This window comes from Leptolyngbya cf. ectocarpi LEGE 11479 (genome assembly GCF_015207065.1).
Lineage (GTDB): Bacteria > Cyanobacteriota > Cyanobacteriia > Phormidesmidales > Phormidesmidaceae > Leptothoe > Leptothoe ectocarpi.
The window spans coordinates 1-13793 of sequence record NZ_JADEXP010000159.1 but is presented as its reverse complement, the minus strand read 5'-3'; the positions used below and the strand labels follow the sequence as shown (position 1 = coordinate 13793).

Here is a 13793-nt window from a genome sequence, read left to right as displayed (position 1 = left end):
GCAGGGGGTAACGGGGGCAACATTACGGTAGGCGACGGGTTTATTATTGCAATTCCTGGTAGTAACAGCGACATTACCGCCAATGCGTTTGAAGGGAATGGGGGGAGGATTGCGATCGCAACCCAGGGCCTCCTTGGCATCGACTTTCGAGAAAATCTCACCCCGCTAAATGACATTACCGCCAGTTCTCAGTTTGGTCTCGATGGCAATGTCGTGATTGAACAGTTTAATCCAGATATTGAACCCACGGATACCGTGCTGCCTGACCAGCTTGCCTCCACCGATCAAATCACCGCCCGCTGCGCTGCCCCGGCGAATCCAGCTAATTCCCTGATCACCACCGGACGCGGCGGACTGCCCACCGACCCGCGACAGCTAAGACAGGGAAGCACGATTTTGCACGACTGGCGACGGCCAGGCGAGTCCGCAGGTGAGATCACGGCTCCTCAGTTAACCCACGAAACTTTAAGCGAAGCCCAGGACTGGTTTGTCGATGACCGGGGACAGGTGCAGTTAGTGGCCAGTGTGTCTCCCTCAGTCAGCCTGAACGCTCCAGCCTGCGCCACAGCACGGGAGGCATTATGAGACGGCTACGCTACGGTTTTATCTGTATACTCGCCTGCTGTTTGAGCTATTGGCTCAGTGTAGGCACTGTTCAGGCAGCGGATCTGCCGCTCTTTAGGGCTACCGTGTATACACATCTCGAAAAGGGGCTCAAAATCCTGCATTACCCCCCTCAATCCCCCCTTGGTAAGGGGGGAAGCTCCAGTTCTCCCCCTTACCAAGGGGGAGTTAGAGGGGGGGCAGCCGCTACCACGGCCATACTGTTAGATCAAGGACAACAGTTCTACGATGCTGGCCAGCTGCAACAGGCGATTACCCAGTGGCGACAGGCCGCAGCAACGGCGGCGACAGCGACTAACAAGACATTGGCCTACACCTATCTCACCCTGGTCTATCAGGACTTGGGCCAGTGGTCTGCCGCTGAAAACGCCATGGCCGAGGCCCGCAGGCATGTTCCTAATCAGCCTGTTGCTATGGCTCAGGTACTCAATGCCCAAGGTCGTTTACAGTTTTACCAGGGGCACCCCGCTGCCGCGTTAGCAACCTGGCAAACAGCCGAACAGCACTATCGCCAGGGAGCTGATTCATCGGGGGTGGTTTTGGCCCAAACTAATCAGATCCAGGCATGGCGATCGCTAGGCTACTACACCCAGGCTCGTCAGTTAATGACCACGCTGCGCCAGGAGCTAGCCGCCCAGCCCGCTTCACTGCTCAAGGCCCAGGGTCTCCAGTCCGTTGGTATTCTGCTGAGGACGACTGGGGCACTAGAAGAGTCCGAGGTAGTGCTGAACGATAGTTTGGCAATTGCCCAAGCGTTAGATGCTAGAGATGCGATCGCCCAGGCCCAGTTTCAACTCGGCAACACCGCCCAGGCCCAGGGAGACTCTCCAACAGCTATTGACTTTTATCAACAGGTCCTATCCACGACACCGTCCCAGTCTCGTCTCTGGTTTGAAGCCGCCCTCAATCAGCTGCGGCTGGCTCCGTCGGTTGCTACCGCAGCAACCCTATACGCTCAACTCACAGCCCTGCTCCCCAGCCGCTGGGGTATTTATGCCCAGGTAAACTTTACCGAAACCCTGCTAGCCAAGTCAGAGTTTTTCTCCGCCTCTTTTCACTCTTCCGCCTCTCTCCTCGCTAAAGCCGCTCAGCAGGCACGCACACTTAACGATCCTCAGGCTGAATCCTACGCCCTGGGCCAGTTAGGCAAGCTCTATGAACAGTCGCAACAGTTTTCTGAAGCGCTATCTTTAACAGACCAGGCTTTAGACCGAGCCCGACAGGTACAGGCAGATGAGATTATGGCCATTTGGCAATGGCAGCGGGGACGTATTCTCAAGGCCCAGGGTCAGACTCAAACGGCTATCGTTGCCTATAGTCAAGCCGTCACCCTGTTAGAATCCCTAGATCAAGATCTCGTCGCCCTCAATCCTGATATCCAGTTTTCCTTTCAACAGCAGGTGGAGCCGGTTTATCGGCAGCTAGTCCAGCTGTTGCTACAGACTGTTGATACACTGCCCACGGATGAACAACAGCAGCGACTGGCTCAGTCTCGGGACGTCATCGAAGCCTTACAGCTGGCAGAGCTAGAAAACTTTTTTCGAGAAGCTTGTTTGACCTATCGCGCTCGCCCCATCGATCAGATTGATTCCCAAGCTGCCGTTGTTTATCCTATTTTGCTGGATCAGCGACTGGAGGTAATTTTAGCCCTCCCCGACGGCTCGCTGCGGCATTACGGTACAGCCTTGTCTGTCGAGAGGAGACGAGAAACGTTTCAGGCATTACGACAGGCGCTCAACCCAGCTTTTCCGGCGGAGCGGGTGCTGGCTCCAGCCCAACAGCTTTACGATTGGCTACTGCGTCCGGCGGAAGAGTCCCTGGCGCAACAAGATATTCAGCGTCTAGTGTTTGTTCTAGATGGCTCTCTTCGCAATGTACCCATGGCAGTTTTGCATGATGGTAATCAGTTTTTAGTTGAACGCTATGGCATCGCCCTAACGCCCGGATTACAGCTATTTGAGTCACCCAGTCTAAGTGACCAACGGTTTGAAGTATTGGCTGGGGGCATGTCATTGGCCCGCCAGGGGTTTAATGCCTTGCCCGCCGTGGATGTGGAAATAGATCAAATTCAAGCCCAAGCCTCGGCTCGCGTATTGTTAAATCAAAATTTTACCAAGGCCAAGCTCGCCAAAGAAGTGGTCGAACGGCCCATCTCCATTGTGCATCTGGCCACCCACGGGCAGTTTAGCTCCAAGGCTGATGAGACATTTATTCTGACCTGGAACACTCGGCTACAAATTAAAGAATTAGAGGGTTTGCTGCAGCAGAGAGAACTGCAAACCCCGGTGGAGCTATTGATACTCAGCGCCTGCCAAACTGCCAAGGGCGATGACCGGGCCGCCTTAGGCATGGCCGGTGTGGCCGTGCGGTCTGGGGCGAGAAGTACCATCGCCTCGCTGTGGTCGGTAGAAGACTTCTCGACAGCAGACCTGATGAGCGAGCTGTATCGGCAACTGAGCCAGCCGTTGCGATCGCGCTCAGACGCCCTACAGCAAGCACAGCTCTCACTGCTAAAAAGTGCGAACTACAGCCATCCCTACTACTGGGCTCCGTTTGTACTCACGGGGAATTGGTTATGATAGCGCTCTCTTCGACTCCGCTCAGAGAACGCTAGACTCCGCTCAGAGAACGCTAGACTCCGCTCAAGGGGCACAGGAGGAAGGCTTCATTTGGATAACTTGAGTATGGATATATGCCTAAAAAGATTCAGCCAAGCTTTTGAAGTTTTCTACGTATTTTTGCTGAAAACTTCACTGAATCCACAAAAACCGCTATGTAAGCTTTAGTAGAGATTGTCATAGCAAATTGGCTCAGTTTAGTACTGTATGAAACGTCTATCTAAATGCATCTCAAACCCTCTTTGAATAATTCCTCAACGGTTCGTTGGGGAGCAGTCGCTATGTTTTCTATCGTTACGGCTGCTGTTATCCAACCGGTCAAAGCGCAATTATCGTCTAGCGAGGCAAACTTGGCGGAAACAGTTATTTTTCATGAAACGTTTGATCCACCGGGGGACGACTCTCCCAGGCGTACCTCTGGGCTAGGTTCACGGGATGGTGGGCGCTGTGCCCTGGAAGAACAGCCGGTACAGACGTTAATGCCGGAGAGCAACTTTGGCCTAACGTTTGCAGAGCGTCCTACGGTCACTGTGCAGCTGCCGGAAAACACATCAGCTCAGCGGCTCATTCTCACTGTCACAGATGAGGAGGGTCTCTACTATGCAGAAGAAGATTTTTGGGTGGCAGACCAAACCGGGGTCGTCAGCCTATCGCTCTCAGATCAGGCACAGCCCCTCACCATAGGTCGCAACTACCGCTGGCACGTGGTAGTAGTCTGCGACGAACAGCCCGACCCGGATAATCCTGTGCTGGTAGGCTGGGTACAGCGGGTGGCTGAAACTGTACTAGAGCCACAGTCAACTCCCCTAAAACAGGCCCAATGGTTAGCTAAACATGGCTATTGGTACGACATGTTGGCCGTCATCATGGGAGAATTAAAAGATCGTCCCAACGATCCACACCTGCAGACTATTTGGCAATCTGTTGTCTTGTCGCCAATGCAAGAATAATAGCTCAACCCTGGGCGGGTTGAGGCTTCTCCACCCGATGCAAGAGCTGAGCTGGGTGCTAAGCCTACACGGCTTTTACCAGCACCCAGTCACCTTCGATCGTGGCTTCATAAACACTGAGCGCGTCTGTGGCTGGCCCAACGGCAACGCTACCGTCAGCATCAAATTTAGATCCATGGCAGGGACAGACAAAAGCATCATCCTTCCATTCGACGGTACAGCCCTGGTGAGTACACACAGAGCTAAGGGCGACAACTCCTTCGGTACTATCTCGAACAACAATGACAGGCCCACCTGTCAACTCTTTACTAGATAAATAGCCCTGACTATCGAGGTCAGCGACAGTACCTAGCGTTTCAAATCCATCAGGTCGCGATGTGGGTGTTTCTGGGGGAATGGCAGCTTCTGTTTCTGGGGCATCAGCGGAGGTTTCTTTGGGGGTGCAGGCTGCGATCGCAACTGGCAAAGATGTTGCCAACAGTCCTAAACTGAAAAAACTACCAAACTCACGACGATTCATCCTTTAGTTTCCTCTTTAAATCGTACATATGGGTCAATAGAGAACAATAAAAAGCAGGGGTAAAGCCGGGCTTCGACTGCGCTCAGCCCTCATTTGACTACGCTCAGATTCCTAAATAAAAGGTGTTTCTTTTGGATTAATTTATCTGTCCGCAAGCATATCCCATACAGGGGTAAGAAAACGGTATCTAAAGTGTGAACTTAAGGCCTAGAAGCCGAAGAAAGAAAGTTCTTGTCGTTTCTAATTTAGCTCTGTTGCATTTGCTATTGGTTTGGCTACGTCAGCCTAAAAAACCGTGGTATCTAATCTTAATCTGTCTGACTTTTCTGATTTTCGCACTTTTCCCACCTAATGCGCCCAATACCTTAATACAGTGGGAAAAGCAGGGTTTCACTTAAGATGTGTCAACGTTCTCAATAACCTGGTCACGGATACGTTAAAAGGATTAATAGGGGCTGATATTGACCATTGCCTACATTGAGATTGCCACCGATGTAGATCTTTACGGCCCATTCAACCGTGATCGAATTAATGTTTATTTTTTAAAAAATGTACCGAACACTATCTATTGATCATGGCCCTTTTAATAGCTGGAAATCAGCAATTTTATTAATCATTGTTATAACTTTGCCTGGCATTCCAGCAGTCAGTTTCTACTCTCACGATAGTGTCATCATCCAGGAAACAATCAGCTTTTCAAAAAGCTTTGAGCCCCCCGGAGACCAATCCCCCAATCGGACATCAGGACTAGGCTCACGCAGTGAGTTACCAAATGAGCCCCAAAATGCATAGGTCTCGCAACTGAATTTAAGGCTAGAATCGACATTGCTGATCGCTTTAGGGCTATCTCCTAAGTAGAAACAGCAAACATTTGATTTAAGTTGGCTGGTGTGGCAAACGCCTAGCTAACAAATTACGAATTAATTTCTGATTTTCTTCACTTTCAGTTTGTTGCAGATATTCTAACGCAATTTGTCCCACCGCTGGTTTCTCACGGGAAATTGTTATTAGCTGCTGTACTGTTTGTTGTAGTTGAATTCGTTTTAACTGCTGGTGAGTTATCACGATCAATGCCAACATGGCCAGACTCCAACCTAACCCAGCAGAAAATATAGGTAACCACAACCCGGCTAAAAAGCTGGTATAACAGAGCGCCAATAAAGTAATTAGCCCCGTAATCGCTGCGATGAAAATACATCTGAGAGATTTCAACCACCAGGCCATACCAGCACCGGCCAATGTCCACATCAGGCCCCATAGGGTTTCGTAAACTTCTGGCCCTGTGTGTAACAGCGGTCGTTTGTCTAGGGCAGCGGCCAGGAGCTGGCTGATAATATTGGCATGGACCGTCACTCCAGCCATTTCTTCTTGGGGTCGACCAAACCAGGAGTTATTGTAGGGCGTGCCCACTAGATTTTGTATACTTTCGGCCACTGGCCCAATCAGCACTAGGCGATCGCGCATCATCGCGTCTGGCACTTTATCGGTCAGTATCTGTTGGAGAGAATAGGTTTGAAATTTACTCTGGGTCCCCCAATAGTTGATTAATATCTGATAACCGCCATCATCGGCACGTACATAGCCCCCGCTGCTATGGCGAAACGGTCGTAGTGTAGTCTGTCCCAGACGTATCGTGTGGGATGATTGGGGAGATTCATGGGGATGAATGCCAATGGCTTCTAGATAGTTAAGGGTAAGCTTGAGGGCCAGACTGTGGTGCAGATTGCCATCGGGGGTACGCAGTGACAATAAGGCTCGCCGCAGATTGCCATCGGCGTCAAATACCTGATCGGTGAACCCCACTTGGTCGCGGCTAGTCAGCTGGGCAGGAGCGGCCACCTGATTGCCAATGACTTTCTCAATGCCAATTACATTGGACATGGTGGCAAATAGCTCATGCAGGCGTTCTGTACCGGGCTCGACGGGTAAATCACGATAAAATACTAGACCAATCTGTCGAGGCTGTTGCGCTTCTAATTTTTGTAAGGCATCAACAATCACTTCATCTGGAATGGGATACCGGCCCACCTGTTGTAAATCCGCTTCATCAATGGTTACCAAAGTAATGCGAGGATCCATCGGGGTTGTTCCCTGACGCAGCTGAAAAAAGCTGTCAAGCAACGTCCATTCACTGCTCTGCAGCCAGCCGGTAAGACACAATAGCCACACCAACAGGGCTGTGCCGCAGCCCACGAGCAGCACCCACCAGGATGGCAGGCGTAAGCGTTTGACCCGTTGCCGACTGGCTAACTTGACTGCGGCTATTACCTGGTGTGCTTCACGGGTAACGCCCAGGGCAAACTGGATCTGTTCTCGCTGTTGTTGTTCTTCTGCTAGCTGGGTTTCAATTCGCTGTTGTTCCTGTTGCTGACTGGTTCTTAGAAAACGATAATCTAAGTCGCTGAGCTGTTTTTCATCGGCCCAGGCCATGGCTTCTTGCAGGGCCAAACCGCTGAGTAAATGGCTAGAATCTTTTTGTTGACTCGCAATCCAGTTAGTGAACGGCTCTGAGTACGGGCGCAGTAGCGACAGCTGCTGCGTTACCCAGTCATGGTTAAAAATTGCCCGGTAAATCGGATTTTTGACTTTGAGACAGCCTTGGCGGTTGGCGACTACTCCTGAGAGCAATAGCTCGGTTTGTTCTTGGCTACTGTCAAACGGGACCACCTGGTCAGCCAATATCTGTTGATAAAGACCCAGCAGTCGGCTGGTTAGGGTCGGTTGATTAAGAATGCGATCGCGAATTGTGCGTAAATGTTCAGGCTCATCATTGGCCTCCCAGTTATCAATCAGTCGAGTCTGTACCACCCAGTCCACCCGGCGACTAGCGGTATCTAAATCGGTCGGGGGCTCTCCCACCTCGGTTAATAGCTGACAGATTTTTTGGGTTAGAAACGGCTGCCCCCCCGTCCACCGCAGAATATCTGCCAGGGGAGGCGACGATACCCCTAGCTCTTGCAGTCCTAACGCCAGCGGGGTCGTTTCAGCCAGGGAAAATCCATCTAAGGACAGCGCCTGACCAATGTTAAAGGGGGTTCGCTGTTTGTCCTGGAGCAAATCCGCCGGACTGGCCACCCCAAACATGGCAAACGTAATGCGATGATAGCGAGGATCTACCGCCCGTCGGTTGTAACAATAGCGAATCGCGGCAAAGAAATCATCAACGGAAAAGGGTAGCCCCAAGACATTGTCAACTTCATCTAAAAAAATATAAAAATGGTCGTTAGGATGCTGGGTTAATAATCTATCGGCAATAAATCGGCTAAATTTTTGGGGTAGAGAGACATCACCCTGGGTCTGCCACCAGTATTGAAAGTCGTTCCCATCGGTTGTATTCTCATCGGTCGGCAAGTCATGCCAAAGCTCAGCCAGCAGCCCCTTGTACCACTGGACAGGCGTTATCTGTTTACTGCCAATACTGGTGAGATCGACCATGGCACAGCGATGGCCGGCCTGCTGCAGACGATACTTGGTGCGCACCATCAAGGAGGATTTGCCCATCTGGCGAGAGTTAAGCACATAGCAAAACCGCCCTGCTATCAGTGCTTCTAACAGGTTAATGTCTGTTTGTCGCTCTACATAGGTGGGATCCGTTGCATGCAGAGTGCCACCAACTTGATATCGCATAGGGTATGGAATGCTGTAGTCCTATTCTTCACCGGAGGCTCCTTAAAAGTCTCTAAAATTTTTAGGTGTTAAGTAACATACTCAAAAACTACTCACTTTTCTTACCATCGGGTAGTTCAGATGTAGTTGCTTCCCATTGGAACACTACTGGCGTTCGAGCGCATCTAACTGACGGCTGAAATAAAGGCGATATAGCTCACAGCTGGGTTTGACTAAGGTTTGATCAAAACGAATTAACCCTAAACTATCGAGCTTGTAACTTGCGATCGCATCCAGTACAGTCCCACTGCGTTGGGTAACAACCTGGTGATAGCTAGTAGCAATTGACGGATCGCTTTTTAACATAGCCAAACAGCGCTGGAGATGTTGATTGTAAATACCTTCAGTTGTTGCTGCCGTAGACACAATTTGGTCTAGAGACCGTTGGCCCTGCTGCAAGGTGTAAAACGCTAGACCCGCTAGATAGGGATGGCCATTAATCAACTGATAAAAAGAATGCCATGACGCCCGGTCCTGCAGAAGGCTGTCTACGCCATAGCGATAGGCTAAAGTGGTCAGCTGCTCTAAAGTAAAGGGTGCAAGCTTAATGGGTAATCCCACATTAAATGGAGATTGGTTTAGATTTAACGGTACGTAAAGATCCGTGGCATGGACTAAGATAAGCCTTAACTTTTGCCAAATTTCACTATCTTTTGAACGTTCGTGCCATACCCGCAGCATGGGCAAAAAATCTTGAACAATACTCCCATAGCCAAAAATACGATTCAGTTCGTCAATCCCCAACACCAATGGGGATGAAATCTCCTGCAGCAGATAGCGTTCAAAATAAAGCTTGCAGTTGACTTTACTACCCATCTCTTCATCCCATAGAGCATCCACCTTAGACGGAAGCCCTAGCTGCTGACTGGCATTGGCACATAGCCAGCGCAGAAAACGGTCCAGATGGTCAAAAATTTCCCGGTCTACTTCTTGAAAATTGAGGGTGACGGTGTGATAGCCCTGGCGACGACTGTGGGCTAGCAGGCGATTCAGCAGGGAGCTTTTACCCATACGGCGAGGGCCTTTAATCCTTAGCAAACAGCCAGGGTAGCTCAGCTCGTTAAAGGCATTTGTTTCCTGGGGCAGGCGCTCGACATAGAGAGGAGATTCTAAGGACAGAGGACCCGATGGAAATCGTCTGGTAGCAGCCGTCAGATCTCCAGGTGGGAGCAGAGTATTCCGGGGCTGACCTAAGCCATTTGGCAATGTCTGACCGGCTGTAGCAGCCTGTTTTGCTACGCCCACTGTCTGCAGCTGATGCGTCTGCAGCAGACGGTCAGGCGTCAAAATCAGCCGGAGGCTTTTTTTGCTGACGCTCTCCCCTAGCACCGCTGATAGTTCTGACCAGAGCTTAGAACCAACCTGCTTAATGTACTCCGTAGCGTAGCTGGAGCTTTGAGCGATCTCGGCATAGCTACGGCGGCACCATGACTCATGTAAGACTAGTCGCTCAAGTGTCCCCAGCCGTCGCTGTAAAAGTCGTTCTACCTCGAGTACAAGCGTGTCTACATCCATTGAAGAGCAGGTTTAACTGGCAAGTAGGGAATGCTCCGGAACAGCTGTAAGTGGCCACCACTGATACCGGGGCTAAATAACCTTAGGATTAGGATTACTTATCAATTTTTCTAGGGAAATCATATCACAGAAAAATTTGCCCCTACCCGACATCGCTAGAAAGCAGAGACGCTTCTACCGCAACAAAGCTTATAAATCGTGATAGCAATTTTTATAGTGGGGAAAACAGCACGCTTTTTGAGCCCTGATGCATATGTTCTACAGAACCCATGCTAAACACAGCAGTGTGTTGAATACCAGTATTGAGTTGATACTTAAACTCAACTACATTCAACCTTGACTCATCATAGTCCCGACGAAAGTTGATTATTCCTTTTACTTGATCTCCTGGCACTACCTTAAAAGCATTCTTAAACGGATACAGCTGCTGCCCCCAGTGATTGTAAGTTGGTCCCGGACCAGTATTCAGAATGACTCCATTGGGAAAACCGGTTGTAAACCAACCTAGAAATCCTTTAATTTCAGTATGTTGATCAACAGTAAACTGAAATTCCTGACTGAACTGAACCAGTATCTCAGGGTCAACTGTTGCACAATCAAACTCAAATACTTGTTGGGGCTTTGCAGCTAAATTTTCCTGAGATAAGTAATTGACACGAACTGCATTACCCAAAAAATAGTCAGATAATTCTTGCCCTAGATCATCCGTAAAGTCAGAGTAATCTATATCAAGACTCTGAAGATCAGTGACTGTCTGCTCCCATTCCGTAATCTCTTTTTCAAGCTTTTCCCGAACAAAGCGAGTATGATCGTGTTCCTCACTTGGACTATATAGTCCAAGCAAAATATTGGCATAGGAGGGCAGCATTAACCCATTAGACTTCAGCCACCGGTCACGAGCATAGGCGACGCTATCAAACATCGATTCTTTGAGCAGAAGGCTTCCCATCCACTCACTAACAATCACATCTACTGGCTCATCTAGATCGATGTCCTCAACTTTGGAATGTAGGATCGTAACAACATCAGATACATTCGAATGTTGAATTAGCTGCTTAGCAAGTTTGTTAGCGCTGCCTGCTTCCACACCATAAACACGTCTTGCACCTGCCTTAGCTGCCCACACAGAAAGTACTCCTGTTCCACAACCCACATCAAGAATCACCTTATCCTTAAACATTTCTGACTTGGTCTTAAAAATCGCCGAGTGGTATGCCCGCATTCTTGCCATATCTTCCAACATGACTTTGTGTGCACGCATTGAGCCATACAGATCAAAATACTTAAATGCCATATCAGATGGGTTGGGTTGTGAGACTTCCATGGATAAAGTCCTTTCTTTAGAGTGGAGGAAAATTGTTAATCATTAAGATTAAGGTTCTGTAGAGATCAAATATAAGTCCATTTTTTACATCTCGAAGCAATCTTTGTGTCCCATGGATGCCATGTAGTGGCTTTAGAAATATGATTGTAATGTGCCCCGCCTGCGCACATCACAAGTTGCACAATGTAGCCCTCCACCAAAGATATAGTGATCCTTAAAGTCTACTAGAATGGGTTTAAGACCAATTTCTTTAAAGAACCTGATCGTGGGTTCTTCACTTTTTTCAACCACAACTCTTTCTTGATCAATCATCAGAATGTTCATAGAGAGCCAGCGACTTGACATATGAAACTCAGCTTCTGCTACACCTCTGGGAGGATAGAAGATTTCCCATCCTCCCTGCTTAAACATGTCTAGAACATCGGAAGAGATACAGGGACGGTCAGGACAGGACAACACTCGACCTTCACCAATGGGAACCCAAGTTGCATCCATATGAATGGGACCTGGGTCGCGAAATTTGACCGTATGAATACGATAGTCTGAACCAAGGTGTCTTTGCATCCATTTAATTCCTAGATCATTAGTAACATGACTCCTCTGGGCTAGGATATCCCTACCAAAACGCGTAAAATCAGCGGCATCAAAGCAAGGCTCTGCCTCTGTAGTAATAAAGCGTCCGTTCAAAGGACCAACGCTATCGGGTACATTACCTTCACCGCGAAAAAAGGCCATATCTTCTTCCGGATAGTCCCAATCATAGAGAGAATTTGCCATTCTGGGCTTAGGAGCAGCCGTCCAGATAGATCCTTTATCAAAGTATTCCTGAATCAGGGTGCGATAGCGTAAAAACTCGAAATAGCGGCACCGTTGTGACATTGGAGCCTCAATAATTTCGTCACCAACGACCAGTAAAACATCTCGAACATCAGCATTAAAGAATCCAGCCGATTCGAAATAGGGAGTTTTGAACACATGGTGAGCATAATCAACAGAGTCTGGTCGTCTTACAACAACACCTTCGTCTTCGAGCACCTTTTGTAGATTATCCAGGGCTCTGGCTGCTTTCTGCACCAATTCTTTGGGATAGGGTTTTCCGCCATACTGTTGGTAAAACGTCCAATAATCCTTACGGATAAACGTTTTCATATCGTGGGTCAAAACAGGTGCTGTAACCCCATCGATTGTGCCAACGATAACCTCTTCTAGAGGATCCCATTCGTTATAGCTACAAACTGGTGAGCTGGTTTTCATCGTCATCTCTAATTATAAATTTCAGGGTTAGGCTGAAGACGTTAATGTCCAAACTACATAGAGACTAATTATTCTGAGCAAAATCCTCCATAAACATCGTCAAGCTGCTCACAGCTTCTATAGTTACACCGTTGTAGAGACTTACCCTACATCCCCCTTTAGTGCGATGGCCTGCGACTCCGACAATACCTGATTCTGCAGCTGCTTGAATAAATTGTTGTTCTAAATCCTTGCTAGGAAGAGTAAATACAACGTTCATTTGAGAACGAGATTGTTTCTCTACAGGACAGTCAAATAGAGCACACGAGTCAATAAAGTTATACAGTAAATCAGCTTTTTTCTGATTAATTTCGCCAAGCTGATTCAGACCCCCCATATCTTCTTCAATCCAGCGTAAGATATGCCACATTACATAGATTGAAAAGCAAGGTGGCGTATGGTAATTGGACCTCCGTGCAATATGAGTCCGATAGTCTAAAAACTCGGGCAAATTTTCAGAAACCTGAGTAAGCATTTCTTTTCGAATTAGGACAACCGTAACACCGGAAAGACCAATATTCTTTTGAGCATGGGCATAAATACAACTTAGATTCGTTGTATCCATAGATTTGCTCATAAAGTCAGAACTCATATCGACAACAACTGGCACAGAGAACTTTGGAAAATCATGAAACTGAGTGCCAACAACGGTGTTGTTACTACAAAGATGCAGATATCTAGTTTTTTCTCTCAGCTGGACTTTAGCTAAGTTAGGAACCTTCGTATGATAGGAGTCGGCTGAAGAGGCAATAATTTCTAAGTCCCTATCTAAACCTTTCGCGGCTCGAATTGCCTTTTCAGCCCAATATCCAGTATCGATATAATCGATGTAGTCTCCATCTTCGGAAAAATTCATTGGCACCATTAGAAATTGAAGTGATCCACCTCCTTGCAAAAAGATGACGTCAAATTCATCATTTAACGTCATTAATCGCTTAATTCGTTCGACACTATCGTCAATGATGAATTGAATTTTGGGGTTGCGATGGCTAATTTCCATCACACTCATTCCAGTGCCATCAAAATTAAACAGCTCTGTATGAATTCGTTTTAAGACGGGTAAAGGAAGCGCACCTGGGCCAGGATAAAAATTGATAACACGATCCGTATCAGGACAAGTATTTAGCAACGATGATATTTTCACAGATAAGTACTCGCTGGAACTTTCAGCTTTGAATATAACACTTAGTAATTAACGGTCTTGAGCCGCTTTCAACGGGCGAGTAGCTCAAGGCCATTATTAGCATTGTTTAGGGAGATAACTCCATTAACTATACTACTGG

General features: G+C 48.2%; 8 protein-coding genes and 1 pseudogene. 3 read left to right on the top strand and 6 right to left on the bottom strand.

Features of this window, described 5'->3' with window-relative positions; genetic code table 11:
* The 3 genes and pseudogenes from IQ260_RS16875 to IQ260_RS16865 form a co-directional block, all read left to right on the top strand.
* Positions 1–585 (top strand): annotated as a pseudogene (locus IQ260_RS16875) (S-layer family protein); the annotation flags it as partial.
* Positions 582–3203 (top strand): CHAT domain-containing protein, encoded by a 2622-nt coding sequence (locus IQ260_RS16870; protein ID WP_193994277.1) that lies wholly within the window; start codon positions 582–584, stop codon positions 3201–3203. The pseudogene IQ260_RS16875 and the gene IQ260_RS16870, both read left to right, overlap by 4 nt.
* Positions 3204–3523: 320 nt before the next feature.
* Entirely contained in the window at positions 3524–4192 is a 669-nt protein-coding gene (locus IQ260_RS16865; RefSeq protein ID WP_193994276.1) for a DUF928 domain-containing protein, read from the top strand.
* A 64-nt stretch (positions 4193–4256) separates the two neighbouring features.
* On the opposite strand, the gene IQ260_RS16860 is transcribed toward IQ260_RS16865, so the two are convergent.
* The 6 genes from IQ260_RS16860 to serC all read right to left on the bottom strand — a co-directional run bounded on the left by IQ260_RS16860 (position 4257) and on the right by serC (position 13654).
* Complete coding sequence (locus tag IQ260_RS16860; protein WP_193994275.1) at positions 4257–4712, bottom strand: ubiquinol-cytochrome c reductase iron-sulfur subunit; 456 nt, start codon at positions 4710–4712, stop codon at positions 4257–4259.
* Positions 4713–5588: 876 nt separating this feature from the next.
* Entirely contained in the window at positions 5589–8339 is a 2751-nt protein-coding gene (locus IQ260_RS16855) for a CHASE2 domain-containing protein (protein ID WP_193994274.1), read from the bottom strand.
* Positions 8340–8483: 144 nt separating this feature from the next.
* Complete coding sequence (locus IQ260_RS16850; protein ID WP_193994273.1) at positions 8484–9893, bottom strand: AAA-like domain-containing protein; 1410 nt, start codon at positions 9891–9893, stop codon at positions 8484–8486.
* A gap of 211 nt (positions 9894–10104) precedes the next feature.
* Positions 10105–11217: a methyltransferase domain-containing protein gene (locus IQ260_RS16845; protein ID WP_193994272.1), complete on the bottom strand. Its 1113-nt coding sequence runs from the start codon at positions 11215–11217 to the stop codon at positions 10105–10107.
* A gap of 132 nt (positions 11218–11349) precedes the next feature.
* Positions 11350–12471 (bottom strand): NarL family transcriptional regulator, encoded by a 1122-nt coding sequence (locus IQ260_RS16840; protein ID WP_193994271.1) that lies wholly within the window; start codon positions 12469–12471, stop codon positions 11350–11352.
* Between the two features lie 64 nt (positions 12472–12535).
* The gene (gene serC / locus IQ260_RS16835) at positions 12536–13654 is read right to left on the bottom strand and encodes a 3-phosphoserine/phosphohydroxythreonine transaminase (RefSeq protein ID WP_322744982.1); all 1119 of its coding nucleotides are present in this window, start codon (positions 13652–13654) and stop codon (positions 12536–12538) included.
* Positions 13655–13793: the final 139 nt, after the last annotated feature.